The organism is Streptomyces sp. NPDC048411, assembly GCF_040704695.1.
In the GTDB taxonomy this organism is placed as follows: domain Bacteria; phylum Actinomycetota; class Actinomycetes; order Streptomycetales; family Streptomycetaceae; genus Streptomyces.
This window is the reverse complement of sequence record NZ_JBEZKL010000038.1, coordinates 1-19,514: the sequence shown is the minus strand read 5'-3', so window position 1 is coordinate 19,514 and position 19,514 is coordinate 1. Positions and strand designations below refer to the sequence as shown.

Genomic DNA, 19,514 nt, shown 5'->3' with positions numbered 1-19,514 from the left:
TCAGGTCTGTCGAGCAGAACGGTGACCGGGGAAACGGTCCGTCCTCGGAGGGCCGCGTACGCCGGGGAGCGCGACGCGGAGGGGATCAGCTGCGAAGGAGGGGGTGTCCGGGGCCCATTGCCGAGCCAGAAGGGGTACGAGGATGCCGGGCGTCCCCGGCAGCAGGGCGCCGCCGGGGACGGGCGGCGGGAGCTGGTGCTGGATGCGGATGTGGTCGGTGGCGACCCAGGGGCGGGGAACGGCCGGGAGCACTGTGCGTTCGTGGCCGGTCGCCGGGGCCGTGCGGATCTGCCGGGTGTCGTGCGGGTGGCCGGGGCGGGCGGTCCGGTCGGTGTGCTGGGCGGACGGCGGAACGACGGCCGTGTGCGCGGCGGCGGGCGACGGACCGGACAGGGAGCGTGGCGGGGTGACGGCTCCGGCGGCCGCGACGGCCGCGGACGCGCCGCCGACGACGGTGAGCACGGCGAGGAGGAGTAGGACCAGGGCGTGTTTCGAAAGTCCCGCCTGCCTGGCGACGCCTGGCACGCACGCTCGCTGCGTTGTCGGGCTCGCCCTACGGGCGGACGACGCTCCTTTCGAAACACGCCCTAGGGCCTGACGGGCCGCTGTCGCGCGCCCTCGGCGCACCGTGCCGTGTGCCGGGCTGTCCGGTCGCCCTCTCGGGGGTGTGTTCCCCGGGGGCGGCCCCGGGAAGGGGGTCACCTCGCCGGGCCGGGCAGGGCCGGTGCCGTGGCGGCGTGCCGGAGCGCGGAGCTGAGGATCAGCCCCGCGCCGCGGACCACCGTGGTGGCCGGGTCGTCGGCGAGCCGCACCGGAACCCCGAGGCGGACGGCGATCCGGTTGGTGATGTCGGGGCGCAGGGCACCGCCTCCGGCGAGCAACGGTCCCTTGCGCAGGGCTCCGAGGACCGCGCCGTGCCGGTCCTGCTGCCACATCTCCATGATCATGTCCAGTGCGGTGCGGACGACGGCGATGGGCGGCTCGGCGGGTCCGAGGTCGCTGAGTCCGGTCTCGGCCTCGCGGGCGTCCCGGACCATTCCGTCGACCAGGAGGGTGACCTCGGTCAGCTCGGCGCCGATGTCGACGACGAGCAGCGGGCCGCCGTCCTGCGGCCCGGCGTATGCGGCGGCGGCCCTGGCGCTGTTCAGCACGATGACGCTCGTCGGCCCGAGTGCGGCAAGGAGCTCCCGCGCCTCGGCGCGGTGTTCGGGCCCGGCGAGGACCGGGTGGCTGAGGACGATCAGGGTCTCGCTGCGGTCGGCACCCAGTGCCGTGTCGGCGATGCGGCTGAGCATCCGGCCGCAGGACTCGGGGTCGACGATGCGCCCGCGCCGGACCGGACGGCCGTGGCCGCACCCACCCTCGGGATCGCCGGTGGACTCGGCGTCGGTGACGATGCCGAGTCCGGGGACCCAGGCGCGCGTGCGGGAACTGCCGAGGTCGAGGGCGAGTCCGCGGGTGACACCGCGGTATCCCTTGCGGACGGACCGGCCGTGTCGCAGTCCGTCGTGCGGAGAATGCATCATCCCTCATCCCCCGGCCTGCCGCAGCAGCCGTTCACACACTCGTCGGCTCGCCGATAGCGAGGCATGACCGAGCCCTCACTATGCAATAAGAAGGCAAAGAAAGCCACTCTCAGGCAAAATCCAAGGGCTCGGCGCGCCCGCGTGTGAGCCCCTCACACCGCCGACGGCAGAAACTCGGCGATCAGTTCGGCGAACTCGTCCGGCGCGGCGATCCGCACGCCGAGGTCCTCCGCCTTGGTGCGCTTCGACCCGGCCTTCTCGCCGGCGACGAGCAGCGTGGTGCGCTTGGAGACGCTGGACGAGGACATCCCGCCGGCCCGCTCGATCAGCTCGTTCATCTGGTTCCGGGAGAGCTTCTCCAACGCCCCGGTCATGGCCCCGGTGACGACCACGGTCATTCCGTCCAGCGGCCGTTCGGCCGCCGTCTCGCCGTCCGCGATGGCGGCAGCCGCGTCCGTGCGCTCCTCGCCCGGCTCCGGCGGCGGCGTCGCGCCGGGCTCCACCATGGTGACTCCGGCGGCGACCAGCTTCTCGATCAGCGGGGCGAGCTCGACCAGTTCCGCGACCACCCCGGCCGCCTTCTCCTTGCCGATGCCGTCGACCTGCTGGAGCGTATCGACGTCGGCGGCGCGGATCCGGTCCATGCTGGCGAAGTAGCGGGCGATACGCCGCGACATGGAACGCCCCGTGCCTCGTACGCCCAGGGCGCAGAAGACCCGGGAGAGGGGGCGGGTACGCGCCGTCTCAATGGCGGCCAGGAGGTTGTCGGTGCTCGTCTCGCCCATCCGCTCCAGGCCGAGCAACTGCTCGCGTTCGATCGTGAAGAGATCGGCGAAGTCGGTGACCAGCCCGGCATCGACGAGCTGGACGACACGGGTCGCGCCGAGGCCCTCGATGTCGAGCTGGTCGCGGCCCGCCGCATACGAGATGGAGGCGACGAGGCGGCAGTCGCGGCCCCGGACACAGCGCCAGCGCTGCTCGCTCGTGTCGATCTCGGAACCGCACTGCGGACATGTCTCGGGGAAGACGATGGGCTGCTCGTCGCCGGTCCGCAGATGGGCGACCGGCGCCTCGATGCGGGGGATGATGTCGCCGGCCTTGTAGACCATCACCCGGTCGCCCAGGCGCAGATCGCGGCGGGTGATGTCGGCGGGGTTGTGCAGCGTGGCGTAACTCACCGTCGATCCGTCGATCTCGACGGGTTCCAGTACCGCGCGCGGGGCGATGATGCCGGTCCTGCCGACGTTCCACTCGACGCCGAGGAGCCGGGTGACCTTCTCGACGGCCGGGAGCTTGTACGCGATGGCCCAGCGCGGCGCCCGGGTGCCAGAACCGGCCTCGCGCTGGTCGGCCGCGAGATCGGCCTTGATCACGATGCCGTCGATGCCGAACGGCAACGAGGCACGCAGCGCGGCGATTTCCTCGACCCGGGCCTGCACCTCCTCGACCGTGGTGACGGTGCGCGGCGCCACGTCCGTGTCGGCCGCGGTGTGCACGCCGAGCCCGGCGACGTACCTGAGGACTTCGCTGTGCGGGAGTCCGGCCAGCGTGTCGGTGAGCTCGCCGGACTCGGGCAGCGGCAGGGCGCCGTACGCGAAGAACGTCATCTCGACCGTGTAGGGGCGGTCCTTGGCGCGGAGGGTACCCGCCGCGCCGTTCCTCGGGTTGGCGAAGGGGGCGCCGCCGTGCTCGGTGCGGGCCGTGTTGGCCTGTTCGAACTGCTCGTTCGTCATCAGGATCTCGCCGCGGACCTCTATCGTCACCGGCTCGCCGAGCTGCTCCGGGAGCCCGACGACGGTGCCGACCGCATGCGACACGTCCTCGCCCGCTGTGCCGTCGCCCCGGGTGATCAGGCGCTCCAGGCGACCCGACCGGTAGCGGGCGGCGACCGCCAGCCCGTCGAGCTTGGGCTCCACGCTCCACGCGGCGACCGGTCTGCCGATCCGGCGCTCCAGGGACGCCGTCCAGGTGGCGAACTGCTCGGCGGAGAACACGTTGTCCAGGGAGAGCATCGGCACCGTGTGCGGTACGTCCCCGCCAGCGGCGCCGCCGGCCACCTTGCCGGTCGGCGAGGCGGCCAGCACGTCCTGCGGGTGCTCCTCCTCATATGCGGCGATCCCGCGCACCAGCCGGTCGTACGCGTCGTCGTCGAGCGTGCTCTCGCCCGCGGCGTAGTACGCGGCGGCGGCCGCCGACGCTTCTTCTACCGCGGCGGCGTAGGAGGCGGCATCGGCGAGCACAACAGCTGAGTTCGTCATGGGCACCATCCTGCCGTCCACCACTGACAATGCCCCTCAGCCGGCCTCTGCCGCTGTCCCGTCCGCCCTGCCGGAACCATCGGCGTCGTCCGAAGTCAGCGGTACCTGCGGTCCGGAACACTCCCTCAGCCAGCGGCGCAGCACCTCGTGCACCTGCTCGGCCCCCACCAGCTCCGCACCGTCCGCACCCGGCCCCGCCGATATGCGGGAGGTCACCGGCTCCGACATGGTGCGCGGGTGGAGCAGGAACGGCCGGGACTGCTCACCTCCCAGCCCGCCGTGGGAGCCGATCTGTTCCTCGAAGGCGTGCACACAACCCGTGGCGGGGTCGTACATCGAGTTGACCATCACATCGGCGACATGCGGGAAGGTGTCGGTGCGCCGCACCGCGTCCGCCGCGCCCGGGCCGAACGGCTCCAGCAGGCCTTCCCCGTCCGTCAGTTCCGACACCGGTGTCTGTGCGCCGCCACGCCCCAGCACCACCGATCCGTGCAGCTCGCTGCGGACCAGCAGGAAGCCGATGCCGGGGTGGTTGGCGAGGGTGCTCAGCAGCGCGGGATGGCGGCGGTCGAGCTGTTCGCGGGTCGCGCGCCCACCGATGTCGGGGAAGGAGATCAGACCGAGGTTGCCGGAGGCGAGGACGACCGGGTCGGACGGGGTCGCGGGGAGTTCCGCCTCTCCTTCCTCGACGGGCCGGTGCAGGGCGATCCGTACCGCATCCCGCGCCTCCGAGCCGCTCTTCGTACGCTGCGCCCGCCGGGGCACGGGCAGCCCGCAGCCCGCCCGCACCAGGTCCTTGAGCGTCAGCCCGTACGCCCCGGCGAAGGTCTCCCCCGGGCTCTGTCCGTGGTCGGAGAGCAACACGATCCGGTAGCGGCGAGGGGTGTGTTCGGCGACCTTGACGATCAGGGCGAGGGAACGGTCCAGGCGCGCAAGGACCTTGTCCGCGTCGCGGCTGTGGGGCCCGGAGTGGTGCGCCACTTCGTCGTACGCGACGAGGTCGGCGTAGACGGCGGTGCGTCCGGCGAACATGTCCCCGATGAGCGCCGCGACCACCACGTCACGCTCGACGACGGTCGCGAAGGCACGGATGAGGGGGTAGAGCCCGCCGCGCTTGATCCGGGGTGCGTCCTTCCGGATCCGCGCCCGGGTCGACTGGCCGATCTCCCGGCCGACCTCGGCAACGAACGACAGGGCGGTACGGACGGCGTTGGCCGGGTCGGAGAAATACGCGAAGTAACCGGCCCGGGAGCGGCGCCCCTTGCCACGCCGGGCAGCCATCGACAGGACGAGGGCGAGCTGGTCGGCGCCGCCGCTGAAGAGGTTTCCGCGGCTGGCGCCGTCGAGGGTGAGCAGCCCGCCGTCACGGGTGCGCACGATGGCGCGACGCTGCAGTTCGAGGGCGCTCGCGGGTCTGCTGGAGACCATGACGTCGCCGGTCTCCTTCTCGTACCAGCGGAAGGCTGGGATGTCGAAGTTGCTGCCGTGCAGGATGCCCAGCTGGCTGGCGCCGGTCTGGCTGGACCAGTCGGTGCGCCACGGGGTGAGCCGGTGGCCCGACCCATCGGCGAGCCAGTCGGCGACGGTGGGCATCAGACCGCCCGCGGCTGACCGCGCGAGGACGTCGTGGCCGACGCCGTCGAGCTGGATGAAGACCGTGCCCGGCGGTCCGCTGCGGCCGCCGTCCCCGCCGCTGCGACGGCGGCGCCGGTCGGCGAGGCGGGAGAGCCTGCGGCGGTAGGCGTTGTCGTCGCGGACGGCGAGTGCGGTGGAGGTCGCGGAGGCGACGGCGGACATCACGGCGGCGACGACGACCGCGGTCTCCGGGTTGACTGCGCCGCGCCCGTCCGGGATGAGCCGCAGGGCGACGAGCAGCAGCGAACCGTTGAGGAAGAAGACCAGCATCCCGAGGACGAAGGCGGGCACGATGAGCAGCGCCCGCACGAGGACCGGCCAGACCAGCGCGGAGAGCAGACCGAACGCACCGGCGCCCCAGGCAGCGGTGAACGCGATCTTGGTGAAGCTGTCGCCGTTGTCCGACTGGAGCTGGAAGTCGGGCAGAATCCCGGCGAGTATCAGCATGGTGAGGGTCGAGACGCCCCACACCATGATCACTCGCATCAGGGCGCTGCCGGCCGTACGCCATCGCCCGTCAACCACGCCGTCCCACCTCACACGTCCGGGCCCTGCCCTTCCGGACCCCACCCTCAGCTTTTCACAGCAGGTTCGCACGGCACGGAGCCCGGGGCGGGCGACGGTCAGCAGCCGTCGTATCCGGCGGTCGGCATGGAGAGCCTGCGGTGCACGCTCGCCTTCGTACGGGAGCTGTACGACGGCTCGTCGAAACCGGCGAACTCCAGGCGTACGCCTCGCCGCTCGCACTCCGCGACGAACTCCGGCACCGAGGTGAGTGCCCGGGCGAGCACCCGGTCGTTGGGCGCCACGAAGAGTTCGACATCGCCGTCGTCGACATCCGCCCACAGAGCGTGGTGGTCGGGGCGCAGTCCGTAGAACCGCAACTGCCGCGTGACGACATAGCCCTTGTCTGCGGCCCAGCGGGCGCACATGGCGTGCTGGCTGCGTGTGTCCACGAGGAACGGGTCGCTGTCGAGCTCCTCCAGCGGCGTGAGGCTGGCGATGGCCGCCACCCGTACGTCCTCCATGGGCGTCCCCCCGTGCTAGGCGTACGGGGGACCCTACCCCTCCGGCTCCCGTACAAAAAGGCGTATGTCAGGGCGGGAGGGGTGCGTGCCGGACACACATGTGCCCCCGGCGCCGGGCGGGACCCGGGGCGGGGGCGCATGGAGGGGGTGTCAGAGCGAGGTCATGACGTGCTTGATGCGCGTGTAGTCCTCGAAGCCGTACGCGGAGAGGTCCTTGCCGTAGCCCGACTGCTTGTAGCCGCCGTGCGGCATCTCGGCGACGAGCGCCATGTGCGTGTTGATCCAGACGCAGCCGAAGTCGAGGTTCTTGGACATCCGCATCGCCCGTGCGTGGTCCTTGGTCCATACGGAGGAGGCGAGGGCGTAGTCGACGCCGTTCGCGTACTCCACGGCCTGGGCCTCGTCCGTGAACGACTGGACGGTCATGACGGGTCCGAAGACCTCGTTCTGGACGATCTCGTCGTCCTGCCGCAGACCGGAGACGACGGTCGGGGCGTAGAAGTAGCCCTTGTCGCCGACCCGGTGGCCGCCCGCCTCGACCCTGGCGTGGGCGGGGAGGCGGTCGATGAAGCCGCTGACCTGGGCGAGCTGACCCGCGTTGTTGAGCGGGCCGTAGAGCACGTCCTCGTCGTCCGGCTGCCCGGTCCTGGTGTCGGCAGCGGCCTTGGCGAGGGCGGCGACGAACGCGTCGTGGACGGACTCGTGGACCAGGACGCGGGTCGCGGCAGTGCAGTCCTGGCCGGCGTTGAAGAAGCCGCCGACGATCAGGTCCTCGACCGCCTTCTCCAGGTCGGCGTCCTCGAAGACGACGGCCGGGGCCTTGCCGCCGAGCTCCAGGTGGACGCGCTTGACGTCCTTGGCGGCCCTCTGCGCGACCTGGATGCCGGCCCGGACCGAACCGGTGATGGACGCCATCGCCGGGGTGGGGTGCTCGACCATCATCCTGCCGGTCTCACGGTCGCCGCAGATGACGTTGAAGATGCCGCGGGGCAGCTCCAGCTCCTCCAGTACGCCGCCGATGATCTCGGCGATGAGCACGGTGGAGGCCGGGGTGGTGTCCGAGGGCTTGAGGACCACGGCGTTGCCTGCGGCGAGCGCGGGCGCGAACTTCCAGACCGCCATGAGGAGGGGGTAGTTCCACGGTGCGACCTGGGCGCAGACGCCGACCGGCTCGCGGCGGATGATCGAGGTCATCCCCTCCATGTACTCACCGGCCGATCGGCCTTCGAGCATCCGCGCCGCACCCGCGAAGAAGCGGACCTGGTCGATGGCGGGAGCCAGTTCCTCGCTGCGGGTCAGGTGGAGCGGCTTGCCGGTGTCCCGGCTCTCCGCGGCGACCAGTTCGTCTGTGCGCGCCTCCATCGCGTCGGCGATCTTCAGCAGGGCCAGCTGGCGCACGGACGGGGTGGTGTCGCGCCAGACGGGGAACGCGGCGGCGGCGGCCGCCATCGCCGCGTCGACGTCCGCGGCCCCGGAGAGCGGTGAGGTGGCGTAGACCTCACCGGTGCTGGGGTCCACGACATCGAGCGTGCGGCCGTCCGAGGCGTCCGCGAAGGCGCCGTCGATGTAGTTGCGGAACGTGATGCTCATGGAACCGGTCTTTCTCAGTGGTCGGGCGGCGGTACGGGTGGTGCTCGTGGTCACCCGGTGGTGCGGGCGAACGTCCGGCGTGACGGTGCCGTCAGCCGGTGGTGCGGGCGGACAGGTGCTCGTGGACGGCTGGCCAGCTGCCGTCCTCGGCGCAGCTGCACATGCCCCCGCTGCACGACGCGTTCTTCCGGGCAGCCGAGGAGCGGGGCTTCCCGGTCCTCGAGGTCCCGCTCGCCGTCCCCTTCATCGCGGTGGCCCAGGAGGTCGCCGCATCCGTCCAGGAGGATGCCCGGCACCGACTCGGCGCCCAGCTGCAGGTCTTCGGTTCGCTGCGCTGGCTGGTCGCCGAGGATCTCGACACGCCCACGCTGCTGCGCCGCCTCGAACGCCTCTCGGGGTACGAGGTGTACCTCTGTACGCCGCAGGGGCGCCCCCTCCTGCCGGGCGTACCGGTGCCCGATCCGGGCGTCCTGCCCGACTCGGTCGACGCCCCGCCGACCGTCCCCGGCGGATTCGTGCTGCCCGTGCCGGCGCCCGGCGGCCCGGCCGGGTTCCTGGTCGCGTACGAGCGGGAAGGTGCCCAGCCCGCCGGACTCGCCGTCGTCCAGCACATCGCCACCGTGGCGGCGCTGCGGGTGGCGATGGTGCGCAACGAGCGCGAGACGCTGCGCCGCGAGGGCGCGGAGACCCTCGCCGAGCTGCTGCAGGAGGTCCTTGACCCGGAAGCGGCACGGCGCAGGCTCGCCCGGCATGCGATCGAGGACGACACCGTGCTCCTCGTGGTCCGGCAGACCACGGACGAGGCGCTGCTGCGCTGCCTCCAGGACCAACCGCATCTGCTGCTCACCCGGGGCGAGGACCGCTATGTCCTCGGGGCACCGAAGCTGGCCGTGGAGATCGGCGGGCTGCCGGGCGTGGCGGCCGGGATGAGCCGCCCGTTCCTGCCGGGCGCGGCGCTGCGGGTCGCGCAGCGCGAGGCGCTCTGGGCGGTCTCGAAGGCCGTCGAGTCGGGCCGCCCGGTCATCCGTTACGGGGACGATTCCATGGGCCGCTGGCTGCCCGACGACCCGGCGGTCCTGACCGCACTGGTCGAGCATGTCCTCGGTGAGGTGCTGCGCTACGACGAGGCGCACGACTCGCAGCTGCTGGTCTCCGCCCGCACCTGGATGGAGCGCGACCGCCGCACGGATGCGGCGGCGGCCGCGCTCCACATCCATCCGAACACCCTGACGTACCGGCTGCGGCGATTCGGCGCGCTGGCCGACCGCGATCTGGCGTCGACGGGAGCGCTGGCGGAGGTCTGGCTGGCGATCCAGGCAGCGGGGGCGCTGGGGCTGACGGACTGAGCGCGCCTCTCCGGTCCAGCGGCCGGACGCATCCGTCCCCACCCGCTCCGGCACTACGCTCAAGGGACCGGAACAGCGAGCCACGACGGACGGGAGACAGACGGTGCCGGTGGAAGTCACCTGGTGGGGTCATGCCACCTGCACCATCGCGGACTCCGGAGTCCGCGTCCTGACCGACCCCCTCTTCGTACGCCGCTTCGCGCATCTGCGCCGTCGCCGGGGTGCGCTGCCGGGCCCCGAGGCCGCCGTCGCGGACGTCGTTCTCGTCTCCCATCTGCACTCCGACCACCTGCATCTGCCGTCACTGGCCCGTCTCGCCCCCGGCACCCGGCTGATCGTGCCGGTGGGCGCCGTCCGTTCCGTACCGGGGCTGCGGATGCTGCGCAGCGTGCGCGGGCTGCGGATCACCGAGGTGGCGGCGGGGGACGAGGTGCGCGTGGGTGAGCTTCTGGTACGGGCCGTCCCCGCGCGGCACGACGGCCGGCGGCTCCCGGTGGGCCCGCACCGCTCCCCCGCCCTGGGCTATGTCGTCGAGGGCGAGGCCCGCACCTACTTCGCCGGGGACACCGGGCTGTTCGACGGAATGGCGGAGGCGGTCGGCCCGGTGGATGTGGCGCTGCTGCCGGTCGGCGGCTGGGGCCCGTATCTGGGCCGCACCCACCTGGACGCGGGCCGGGCCGCGCAGGCGCTGGCCCGGCTGGCGCCGCGCTCGGCCGTGCCGGTGCACTACGGCACGTACTGGCCGATCGGAATGGACGGGGTCCGGCCACACGAGTTCCACTCACCGGGTGACGAGTTCGTCCGGAAGGCGGCGCTGCTGGCGCCGGACGTGGCGGTGCACCGGCTGACTCACGGCGAGCATGTGCGGCCGGAGGCCGCCAGGTGATCCCGGAGGTCGTGGGGCAACTGCCCCCTGAGTCGACGCAGCAGGCTGTCGGCTATCCGTCCCTGTTCCTGCTGGTGGCGCTGGGTGCACTGGTGCCGGTGGTGCCGACGGGGGCGCTGGTGAGTTCGGCGGCCGTGGTGGCGTTCCACCAGGCGGACCCGTTCGCGCTGCTGGTGGTGTTCGGGGTGGCGTCGGCGGCGGCGTTCCTCGGGGACATCTGTCTGTACTGGCTGGGGCAGCGCGGGGTGCGGTCGAAGAACGGCTCGAAGTGGCTGCGGGCGATCAGGGACCGGGCGGCGCCGGAGCAGCTTGCGCAGGCTCAGCAGAAGCTGGACGAGCACGGCGCGGTGGTGCTGGTGCTGTCGCGGCTGGTGCCGGCCGGGCGGATTCCGGTGATGCTGGCGTGTCTGCTGGGGCGCATGCCGCTGCGGAGGTTCGCGCGTGGGGACATACCGGCCTGTCTGGCGTGGGCGGCGACGTATCAGCTGATCGGCATTCTGGGCGGTTCGCTGTTCCCGAAGCCGTGGCAGGGCGTGGTCGCGGCGGTCGGTCTGACACTGCTGATCAGTGGTTCTCCCGCGGTGTGGCGCAGGATGCGGGCCCGGTTCAGCCACTGATGCCCCGGGGGGTGTGCGGGGTGCGGTGCCTCTGCGGGGTGCGGGGTGTCTGCCGGGCGCGGGTCCCGTCCAGCAGCCGGGAACCACCGATCGGCAGGTCCCACAGGTGTTCGCGCGGATGTCCGGCGCGCTGCCAGGCGGTACGGAGCCGGGTGAGCGGTTCGAGTACGGGCTCCGCGGAGAGCAGGAACGTAGCCCAGTGCATCGGCGCCATCGCGCGGGCGCCGAGATCCTCGTACGCCTGCACGGCCTCTTCCGGGTCGGTGTGCACGTCGCCGAGCCACCAGCGCGGTTCGTAGGCCCCGATCGGCAGCAGGGCCAGGTCGATCCCGGGGTGGCGGCGGCCGATCTCCGTGAACCAGTGCCCGTAGCCGCTGTCCCCGGCGAAGTAGACCCGCGGCCGGTCGCCGCCATCGATGGCGTGGACGACCCAGCCGCCCCACAGTGAGCGGCAGGTGTCGGTGAGGGTCCGCTTGGACCAGTGGTGGGAGGGCACGAAGTCGAAGCGGACGCCGCGCAGCACCGCCGACTCCCACCAGTCGAGCTCGGTGACGCAGGAGAAGCCGCGGCGACGGCACCACTGGCCGAGCCCGGCGGGGACGAACAGCGGAGTGTCGCGCGGCAGCCTGCGCAGGGTGGGGGCGTCGAGATGGTCGTAGTGGTTGTGGCTGATGACGACCGCGTCGACGGGCGGCAGGTCCTCCCAGCGGACACCGACGGGCGTGATCCTGGCGGGTGTGCCGAGGATACGGCGGGACCAGACGGGGTCGGTGAGGATGGTCAGCCCGCCGGTGCGGATGATCCAGCTGGCATGCCCGGCCCAGGTGACGGAGGTCGTGCCCGCGTCGGTGGCGGGCAGCGGTTCGGGGGCGTACGGCAGCCGGTGGATGCCGCGCAGCCCCTCCGTATTGGGCCGCATGGCGCGCTCACGGGCCAGTCTGGGCATGCCCCTGACACCCGGGAGCGGCGCGGTGAGCCGGTCGGCGAAGCCGGCGGGCCAGACCCGCACCTCACCGAGGGGGCGCGGCGAGACGATCTCGCCGAGGGGGGCCGAAGGCGCGGCCCCGGCATCGGAGCGCTCGGTCTGTTCCGTCATCGAAGGACTCCCGTCCCGGAAGGCGTCGTCGGTACGTCAGCGCTCACGTATGCCCGTGCGTCGTCGGCACATCGGCGCGTACGTCATCGGAGTTCGGTTCGTCATCGGAGTTCGTCGAGGGCTGTTCCGAAAATGCTCAGCGCTCGGGCGACATGCGGCAATTTCAGGGGCTCCACCGCAGTGAGGGACTCCATCTGCTGCTCCGGGGTTGATCCGAGCAGCGGTCCGGTGCCCAGCCGCACCCGCAGCGCGCCCAGTTCGTCCCCGAAGCGGTGGCCGCCGGGGGTGGGCGCGCCGAGGCGTTCGGTGAGGTACTCCTCCAGTTCCAGGGAGTCCGTGACGCCGCGGGTGGCCAGCCGGGCCCGGAGCGGCCCCAGGTCGGCGTAGAGATGGCGGCCCGCCTGTGGGGGCCGGGCCAGCGCGCCCGCGGCGAGCACCGCCCGGTGGGCCGCGGCGGCGACCTGCGCCTGCAGCGCGGCGGCCCGGCGGACCCGGGCTGTGACGGCCTCCGGTTCGCTCAGCGCGTGGGCGGCCGCGGCGGCGACCGGGCCCGCGACGAGGGCGCCCAGGGCGGTGAGGATGTCGAGGGTACGAGCGTGCCGCACCGCCGCCCGTTCGGTGTCCGGGAATCTGGCGACCGCGACCGGCCAGGCGGACGGGGTCAACGCCCCGGCCAGATCGCAGACGACGGTGACGTCGTCGGGGCACATCTCGGCCGGGCTGAGCAGGACCGTGTCGTGGGGGCGGTGGAGAGTGTCGCGCCAGGTCTCGTCGCTGACGATGTGCATCCCCTCGGCGACGGCTGCCTCGCACGCCTCGCGGACGAGTTCCGGTGGGGCGACGGTGGCGGTCGGGTCGTCGACGACGGAGATCAGCAGCAGCCGGGGCCGGCCGCCTTCGGCACGCACCCTTCGTACGGTCTCCAGCAGTGCGTACGGGTCGGGCACGCCGCCGCACTCGGCCGGGGTCGGCACATGGTAGGCGGGCCGGCCGAGCAGCCGGGCCTGCGGGATCCAGGTGGCGGGACAGGGGCGCGGCGTGAGGACGTCACCTCCGTGCGCGGCGATCAGGGCGAGCAGCAGCGGCGAGGCGCCGGGGGCGGCGGCGACGCACTCCGGTCCGCCGCGCAGCCCCCGCCGGGTCCAGTAGGCGGCGGCCGCCTCGCGCAGGGGTTCGCTGCCACCGGTCGGTTCGGGCTCGCTGCGCCCGGCTGCCGCAGCGACCACACCGGCCAGCTCGGGCAGCACGGGCAGCCCCGGATCGGGGGCGGGCGGCCCGTAGCGTACGGGCCCCCGATCCTCCCGAGGGGTCCACGGGGCACGCCCGGCATCCCCTCCCGGCCCGGACCGCTCGGTCCGCTCCTGCGCCATCCCGGGTCTCCTTCACTGCCGCTCCGTCACCCTGGCCGGCTCCGGCTCGCCGTGCCTTGTGCCGTCTCGTTCACAGGGCCCTTTATACGGAGGTTTGAGCGACACCGCCCGCCCGGCAGAGTCGCCGGTGCGCCGCCCCAAGGTCACGGCCGGACCGTCCGAGCGGGGGTTCGACCTCAGCGGGGAACCCGAACCGGGACCCGGTCCAATACCCTGCCGATACGCCGATGGGACCCGTTTACGGCCTCGTTGTCAGACCCGCCGCCCGAGGAGTGCGAGCAGCTGGGTCTGCGGGTCGGCGTCCTTCTCGGTCCTGACAGCCGGGGCGAACAGACCGGTCTGCGAAAGCCCCTTCGCGTACGGTTCGACCTCGCGCCGCGTGAACGCGACCAGATCTTCCGGCAGCCGCTCGTCGGCACCGATCGCCCGGGCCAGGTCCCAGGAGTGCACCACCGCGTCGCTCACCATCTGGGCGCAGTACGCGTCGGCGGCGGTGTCCCCGTACGACAGGTTCACGGTCCGCCTGAACGCGCACGGTGCCGCGAACGCCTCGCGCGCCCCTGCCGCCGCACGGTCCCAGACGGCAACGGGGTCGTCGCCCAGCACATCGCCGTCGTAGGCGTCACCGACCTCGGCGACCGTACGCCCTTCCGTGACCAGCGGCGGGACCCACAGCTGCTCGGACGTGAGATGGGCGACCAGATCTCGGACGGACCACTCGGTGCACGGCGTCGGCGCGGACCACTGGTCGTCGCGCACGGTGTGCACCCGGTCCGTGAAGAGCTGGAGCGCCTCGGAGTGGCGGTCGAGCAGGTCGCGGTCGGAAGAGGAGTGAGGTGACATGTGACCACTGTCTCCGTCCGGAGAGCCGCGCGCGAGCGCGCCTGATGCTTCGGCCCGGCCGAAAGGGGTACGCGCACTCCCGTGTCGCCGCCGCGCACGGTGTGCCGCTCGCGATGTTCCCCGGCGGGACTCTCACCCTCCTAGGGCGTGAGCATCGGTTCATGCGGTGGTACGGCCTCGCGCAGGTACGGACCGCCGGCCCGACCCCGGGAACTCCTTACGCATACGACGGCGAAGTGTCTTACAAACAGCCGGAGTTGACGATTGACAAGCTGCCGGAGGCACTGACCGTCCACTGTCCGGCGCCTGCGTGAGTCATCGCCCGCTTTTCCAAATATCAAGACACCTATCTCACCATCCGACATTCCGGCGTACGGTTGGCGCATCGCTCAGCGCTTCGCATCACGCTCCGAGAGAGGACGCACAGCCATGCCGAAGGAGACCGCCGTCTACACCCACGGCCACCACGAATCGGTGCTGCGCTCGCACCGCTGGCGCACTGCCGCCAACTCCGCGGCCTATCTGATCGGCGAACTCCGGCCCGGCATGGCGGTGCTGGACGTCGGCTGCGGTCCCGGCACCATCACCGCGGATCTGGCGGCACTGGTCGCCCCCGGGAGGGTGACCGCCGTCGACACCACCCCCGAGATCCTGGACCAGGCCGCCGAGGTCGCCGGCGAACGCGGCCTGGACAACGTCGAGTTCACCATTGCCGATGTGCACTCCCTGGACTTCCCCGACGACTCCTTCGATGTGGTGCACGCCCACCAGGTGTTGCAGCACGTGGGCGACCCGGTGCAGGCACTGGGCGAGATGAGGCGGGTCTGCCGTCCCGGCGGCATCGTCGCGGCCCGCGACAGCGACTACGCGGCGATGACCTGGTACCCGGACATGCCCGTCATGGACGCGTGGCAGGAGCTGTACGGGCGAGTGGCCCGCGCCAACGGCGGCGAGCCGGACGCGGGCCGGCGACTGCTCTCCTGGGCCCGGCAGGCCGGCTTCACCGACATCGCCCCGTCAGCCGCCACCTGGTGTTACGCCACGCCGGAGAACCGCGCCTGGTGGAGCGGCCTGTGGGCGGACCGCACGGTCGCCTCGGTGTACGCGAAGCTGGCCGTGGACGGCGGCCACGCGACCGCCGAACAGCTGACCGACATCGCGGCGGCCTGGCGCACCTGGGGCGAGCAGGCCGACGCATGGTTCATGGTCCCGCACGGCGAGGTACTCTGCCGCGCCTGACACCGGCCAGTGACCGGCAGGTGGAATCGATCACATGGGCCCGACCTGCCAACTACCCTGTTCCGCATGGAAATTCTGGGAACCACGCTGCGTATCTGCGTCGATGACCTGGAGGCCGCGGTCGCCTTCTACGAGGACCTCACGGCCAGTTCGGCGCTGCGCTTCGAGCGCGGCGGGGTCTCGGTCGCCGCGATCAGCTGCTTTCTGCTGATGAGCGGCCCCGAGTCGGAGCTTGAGATCCTGCGCAAGGTGACAGCGACGATCGCGGTGAAGAATGTCGACTACGCCCACGAGGCCCTCGTCCGGGTCGGCGCCCGGATCGTCGCGGGCCCGGTGCCGACTCCGGTCGGCCGGAACCTGATCGCCGTCCATCCGGACGGCTCGGTCTTCGAGTACGTCGACCGGAACCTGCCCGTCTGACCGGGCAGGTTCCGGTCGCGGCGCCTCTTACTGCGACTCCGTGCCCACGTGCGTCAGCACCTCGTCCGCCAGTTCGCTCGTGGGCCGCTCGCCGTCCAGGAGCACCGTCCCGGCCCGCAGTGTGTCGACCACGGCCACGCACTGCGCGATCTGCGCCTTGCACCACCGCCGGGCGGCCTCGTCGCGTACGGGGTCGTCCGGCGCGACGACCCGGGCATCGAGCCGTTGCTCCAGGACATCGGCGGGCACCTTGAGGAAGAAGTGATGGACTCTCACTCCAGCTGCTTCCAGGGCTCCGAAGATCTCGTCCGCGTACTGCGGATCCACGACGGTCATCGGGGCCAGGACGGGCCGCCCGTACTCCTCGATCAGCCCGACGGCCATCGAGGCGACCTGCCTTCGCCACAGCGGCAGATGCTGGAAGTTGCCCTTCGGCACCTCCACGATGTCCCGCAGGACGTAACCGATCTGCTCGGGATCGTAGACGAGGGCCTCGGGCCACCGCCGGCGCAGTTCGGTCACCAGTGTGGTCTTGCCGCTGCCGAACGCCCCGTTCACCCAGACGATCACACGCCGCCCCCCTCCTCGGTGCGTACGGTCAACTCTTCGGACGCATCCGGTAGTTGTACACATCGGGCAGCGGCTCGTCGGTGAGCGCCGACCACGCCTCGTCCAGGATCTCCGCCCCCTCCCGCAGGTCCGCGACCTCGAAGCCCCCGTCGAAGACGGCACGGGCGGCAGCGCGGTCTCCCTCGGCCAGCAGGAGTCGGGCCTCCAGCAGGCGGAACCGGCCACGCTGCTGGATCGCCGGGCGCAGCCCGGTCCAGACCGTCCGGGCGTCCTCGGTCCGCCCGGCCGCCAGCAGCGCCTCGATCGCCTCGCGGCCGAGAGCGGTGGTGGCTGCCGTCCAGTCATCGCCGTCGTCCCGGGCCTCCGCGCGCAGGTCGCCGAACGCCTCGGTATAGAGGTCGGCCGCCCGGTCGCGCTGGCCGCCCTCCTGGGCGGCGACGGCCAGGCAGCGCAGCAGCGGCCAGCGGGACGGAGCGAGGGCGAGACCGCGTTCCCAGCTGCGGACCGCCTGGGCGCGGTCGCCGGCGTGCCACTGGGCGACGCCGAGGTGGTACTCGGTGAGGGGTTCTGCGGCTGCCGTCTCCAGCATGTCGCGCCAGTGCGCGGAGACCAGCGACGGTCCTGGCGGCGCGACGCGGCGCGGTTCGGGAAAGCCGCCCCGGTCGAGCAGGTGCAGCCAGGGCGCCTGCTGCTCGCCCAGGGTGGACTCGGCGAACGGCGTGCCGGGGAGCTTGTATCCGGCGCGCCGGACTTCGAGGGCGCCCCAGCCGGAGCCGGTGGCGAGGGACTCGCCGGGCTCTGTGTCGGCGTACGGGCGCCAGGCCGCGTACGCGTCATCGACGTCGGCCCACGGCAGCGCCTCGGCCAGCCGTTGTGCGGTCTCGGCACGAGCCGCGGTCCAGTCGTCTCCGTGCACGACCCGGGGGTCCGCGGACAGCGGCCCGTAGGACTCCAGCCAGCTGAACTCGGCGCCGGGTTCGAGCGGGATGTGCTCCAGCTGGGTGCGGGCCAGTCCGGCCTGGATCTCCGCGTAGCCGACGGTGCCGGGTTCGGTGAGCCACTGCTGCCAGCGGCGTCCGCCGGACCCGTTGCCCCAGACGAAGAGCTTGCGGCCGCGCAGCAGGTCGGTGGAGGTCTGGACGAGGCCCTGGCCCTCGGCGTCGAGGGAGGCGATCCAGCGGCGGGCGCCTTCGGGCACTTCGTAGAAGTAGTCGGCGGGGAAGTCGCTGAGCAGCGGGTACGTACGGTCGACGGAACCGGTCTCCGGGACGGGAACCCGGGTCAGTGTCCGTTCGTAACCGAAGTGCCAGGCCTCGTCGGCAGGGGCCAGGATCCGGGTGCGTTCGCCTTCCGGGACGGCGATGTTGGACCACCAGTAGACGGGCGCGGTGTGCTCGTGCGGGTTGCGTATCCGTACGCCGACATGGAGGAAGTCGGAGTCCTCCGGCAACCACAGATCCACCTGGAACGGGAGGTCGCGCAGTCGCTCCCACTCCCAGAGCCGGACCATCTCGCCGCCGTCGGGGGCAGCGACACGGGCGGCATGCACCGGGGCGCAGGACAGCGTGGTGTGACCCGTGGCGCCGATGTTCCACTCGATGCCGCCGGAGAACCAGGCGCCGTTGAGCGCGAAGTCGGCGGGCTGCAGGACGGGGTTGGTGTAGAGCAGTTCGCGGCCGGTCGGCTTGTGGTGGAGGGAGTGGATCCGGCCGCCGAGCCCGGGCAGGACGGTGGCCCGCAGCCGGTCGTTCTCGATGATGATCGCGTCCAGGCCGGTGGGCGTGCGCTCGCGCCCGTACCCGTCGAGGATGCGGACCGGCAGGACGGTGCCCAGCGGCTCGTAGCCGATCTGCCGTGCCATGTCACGCGGCAGTCCTGCGCGGGCCCGGTCGTCGACGACATGCATCTCGTCGAGCGGCCGCAGCGCCGGCAGTGGGTTCTCCGGGCCCAGCGGTGCGGCGGGCAGAGTCAGTACGGCACGTCGTACGGTCGTGGCCAAGGCAACCTCGCTCCCTCGCGCGGGCCGCCGCAGGTCCGGGCGCCCCCCGATGACCATGGAACACGCTGGAAGCCGCCCCGACCAGGGGCGCAGCCGTCAGACTTCGGCAAAAGCCGCCACCAGCAGGTCGGCGTGCAGTACTCCGGCGGTGCCGTCCGGGTTGAGATCGGGGTCGTACACCGTGACGTCGAGGCCGACACAGCGTGGCGAGCGGACGACGCCGCCCTCCAGCGCCCCGAGCCGCTGCACGATCCGCTGCTCGCGCAGTGCACCGGCCGGCTGGTAGCAGCCGGGTACGGTGCCGGGAGCCTGCGGCCGCAGCCCGAGGCTGGACGGGGCGTCGACGACGGCAATATTCCGCATGCCGTGCATCCTCGCCGTCGTAGCCTTGATCCCCAACGACTCATGCGATGAAGGCGGCAGGACACGATGGGCACCCAGCACACCTACCGAGTGATCGTGCGCGGCACCTTTGACGGCCTCACGGACGAGGCACGCGCCCGGCTGCTGGCCGAGGTCGAGCAGCACGGCCTGGCGGCGATGCAGTTCACCGAGGAGGGTTCACTCACCTACGACGCGGTGCTCAAGCACTTCAGCTTCCGGTATGTGGTCGTGTCGGACGCCGCGGACGGCGAGGAGATGGCGTCGGCGATCGCCGAGGACCGGGCGGAGACGGCGCTGAAGGAGTACGGCTACGGCTTCCGCGAACTGCGCTCCACCGCCACGGACATGGACACCATGAAGATCAACTACAAGGGGCGGCGCGCGGCGGGCTAGTACTGCAACCGCACTCGCAGAATCGCCGCAGGTCGGACAGGGCGCGACAACCGCCAGAAGCTGACGGGAGATCAGATGTGCACCCCGCCGGCCTGCGGGTCCGCGGCACTGGCCGCCCTCTGTGAGCGGCCCGCGCCCTGGCGGACCGTCCGCATGGAAAGGCAGCCACACCTCCCATCTGACCTGCGATGATGCAGTAGGTGCGGTTGCAGTACTAGGGCGTGTTTCGAAAGGAGCGTCGTCCGCCCGTAGGGCGGGCCTGGCGGCGTCTGGTGCGTGCGATCGCAAGGCGGAGGGTCGCCCCGATACTGGGC

Annotated in this window: 17 protein-coding genes and 1 pseudogene; 6 read left to right on the top strand and 12 right to left on the bottom strand. The window is 72.1% G+C overall.

The window, feature by feature from the left end; translation table 11 throughout:
- The 6 genes from AB0915_RS16095 to AB0915_RS16070 form a co-directional block, all read right to left on the bottom strand.
- Nucleotides 1-525 carry a hypothetical protein gene (locus AB0915_RS16095; RefSeq protein ID WP_366691679.1) on the bottom strand — a complete coding sequence of 175 codons (525 nt, stop codon included), beginning with the start codon at nt 523-525 and terminating at the stop codon, nt 1-3.
- Nucleotides 526-698: 173 nt separating this feature from the next.
- The gene (locus tag AB0915_RS16090; RefSeq protein ID WP_366691714.1) at nt 699-1,523 is read right to left on the bottom strand and encodes a rod shape-determining protein; all 825 of its coding nucleotides are present in this window, start codon (nt 1,521-1,523) and stop codon (nt 699-701) included.
- Nucleotides 1,524-1,678: 155 nt separating this feature from the next.
- On the bottom strand, nt 1,679-3,793 hold the full coding sequence (gene ligA, locus AB0915_RS16085) for an NAD-dependent DNA ligase LigA (RefSeq protein WP_366691678.1): 2,115 nt from the start codon (nt 3,791-3,793) through the stop codon (nt 1,679-1,681).
- Nucleotides 3,794-3,820: 27 nt separating this feature from the next.
- Nucleotides 3,821-5,944, bottom strand: a complete 2,124-nt coding sequence (locus AB0915_RS16080; protein WP_366691677.1) for an alkaline phosphatase family protein — start codon at nt 5,942-5,944, stop codon at nt 3,821-3,823.
- Between the two features lie 98 nt (nt 5,945-6,042).
- Nucleotides 6,043-6,447: a hypothetical protein gene (locus AB0915_RS16075; RefSeq protein WP_366691676.1), complete on the bottom strand. Its 405-nt coding sequence runs from the start codon at nt 6,445-6,447 to the stop codon at nt 6,043-6,045.
- Between the two features lie 150 nt (nt 6,448-6,597).
- Nucleotides 6,598-8,037, bottom strand: coding sequence for a gamma-aminobutyraldehyde dehydrogenase (locus AB0915_RS16070; protein WP_366691675.1), 1,440 nt, complete (start codon nt 8,035-8,037; stop codon nt 6,598-6,600).
- Between the two features lie 161 nt (nt 8,038-8,198).
- Between AB0915_RS16070 and AB0915_RS16065 the strand changes: the two genes are divergently transcribed.
- The 3 genes from AB0915_RS16065 (at nt 8,199) to AB0915_RS16055 (ending at nt 10,886) form a co-directional block, all read left to right on the top strand.
- On the top strand, nt 8,199-9,383 hold the full coding sequence (locus AB0915_RS16065) for a helix-turn-helix domain-containing protein (protein ID WP_366691674.1): 1,185 nt from the start codon (nt 8,199-8,201) through the stop codon (nt 9,381-9,383).
- 103 nt (nt 9,384-9,486) lie between these two features.
- Nucleotides 9,487-10,269, top strand: a complete 783-nt coding sequence (locus AB0915_RS16060; protein WP_366691673.1) for an MBL fold metallo-hydrolase — start codon at nt 9,487-9,489, stop codon at nt 10,267-10,269.
- Complete coding sequence (locus tag AB0915_RS16055) at nt 10,266-10,886, top strand: VTT domain-containing protein (RefSeq protein ID WP_366691672.1); 621 nt, start codon at nt 10,266-10,268, stop codon at nt 10,884-10,886. Before AB0915_RS16060 ends, AB0915_RS16055 begins: the two co-directional genes overlap by 4 nt.
- Here the strand turns inward: AB0915_RS16055 and AB0915_RS16050 are convergent.
- The 3 genes from AB0915_RS16050 to AB0915_RS16040 form a co-directional block, all read right to left on the bottom strand.
- The gene (locus AB0915_RS16050; protein WP_366691671.1) at nt 10,876-11,982 is read right to left on the bottom strand and encodes an MBL fold metallo-hydrolase; all 1,107 of its coding nucleotides are present in this window, start codon (nt 11,980-11,982) and stop codon (nt 10,876-10,878) included. The genes AB0915_RS16055 and AB0915_RS16050 overlap by 11 nt on opposite strands.
- A gap of 101 nt (nt 11,983-12,083) precedes the next feature.
- On the bottom strand, nt 12,084-13,352 hold the full coding sequence (locus AB0915_RS16045; protein ID WP_366691670.1) for an aminotransferase class I/II-fold pyridoxal phosphate-dependent enzyme: 1,269 nt from the start codon (nt 13,350-13,352) through the stop codon (nt 12,084-12,086).
- Nucleotides 13,353-13,604: 252 nt separating this feature from the next.
- Nucleotides 13,605-14,195 (bottom strand): TIGR03086 family metal-binding protein, encoded by a 591-nt coding sequence (locus AB0915_RS16040; RefSeq protein WP_366691669.1) that lies wholly within the window; start codon nt 14,193-14,195, stop codon nt 13,605-13,607.
- Nucleotides 14,196-14,624: 429 nt separating this feature from the next.
- Between AB0915_RS16040 and AB0915_RS16035 the strand changes: the two genes are divergently transcribed.
- Together AB0915_RS16035 and AB0915_RS16030 are read left to right on the top strand one after the other, a co-directional pair.
- Nucleotides 14,625-15,434: a methyltransferase domain-containing protein gene (locus tag AB0915_RS16035; protein WP_366691668.1), complete on the top strand. Its 810-nt coding sequence runs from the start codon at nt 14,625-14,627 to the stop codon at nt 15,432-15,434.
- 66 nt (nt 15,435-15,500) lie between these two features.
- A complete protein-coding gene (locus AB0915_RS16030) occupies nt 15,501-15,854 on the top strand; it encodes a VOC family protein (protein WP_366691667.1) in 354 nt (117 codons plus the stop codon).
- Nucleotides 15,855-15,881: 27 nt separating this feature from the next.
- Here the strand turns inward: AB0915_RS16030 and AB0915_RS16025 are convergent, their stop codons facing one another.
- The 3 genes and pseudogenes from AB0915_RS16025 to AB0915_RS16015 form a co-directional block, all read right to left on the bottom strand.
- The gene (locus AB0915_RS16025) at nt 15,882-16,424 is read right to left on the bottom strand and encodes an AAA family ATPase (RefSeq protein WP_366691666.1); all 543 of its coding nucleotides are present in this window, start codon (nt 16,422-16,424) and stop codon (nt 15,882-15,884) included.
- Nucleotides 16,425-16,452: 28 nt separating this feature from the next.
- Nucleotides 16,453-18,423, bottom strand: a complete 1,971-nt coding sequence (locus AB0915_RS16020) for a DUF5107 domain-containing protein (protein WP_366691665.1) — start codon at nt 18,421-18,423, stop codon at nt 16,453-16,455.
- A gap of 213 nt (nt 18,424-18,636) precedes the next feature.
- Nucleotides 18,637-18,786 (bottom strand): annotated as a pseudogene (locus AB0915_RS16015) (arginase family protein); the annotation flags it as partial.
- Nucleotides 18,787-18,852: 66 nt separating this feature from the next.
- Between AB0915_RS16015 and AB0915_RS16010 the strand changes: the two are divergent.
- The gene (locus AB0915_RS16010; protein ID WP_366691664.1) at nt 18,853-19,200 is read left to right on the top strand and encodes a DUF6204 family protein; all 348 of its coding nucleotides are present in this window, start codon (nt 18,853-18,855) and stop codon (nt 19,198-19,200) included.
- Nucleotides 19,201-19,514: the final 314 nt, after the last annotated feature.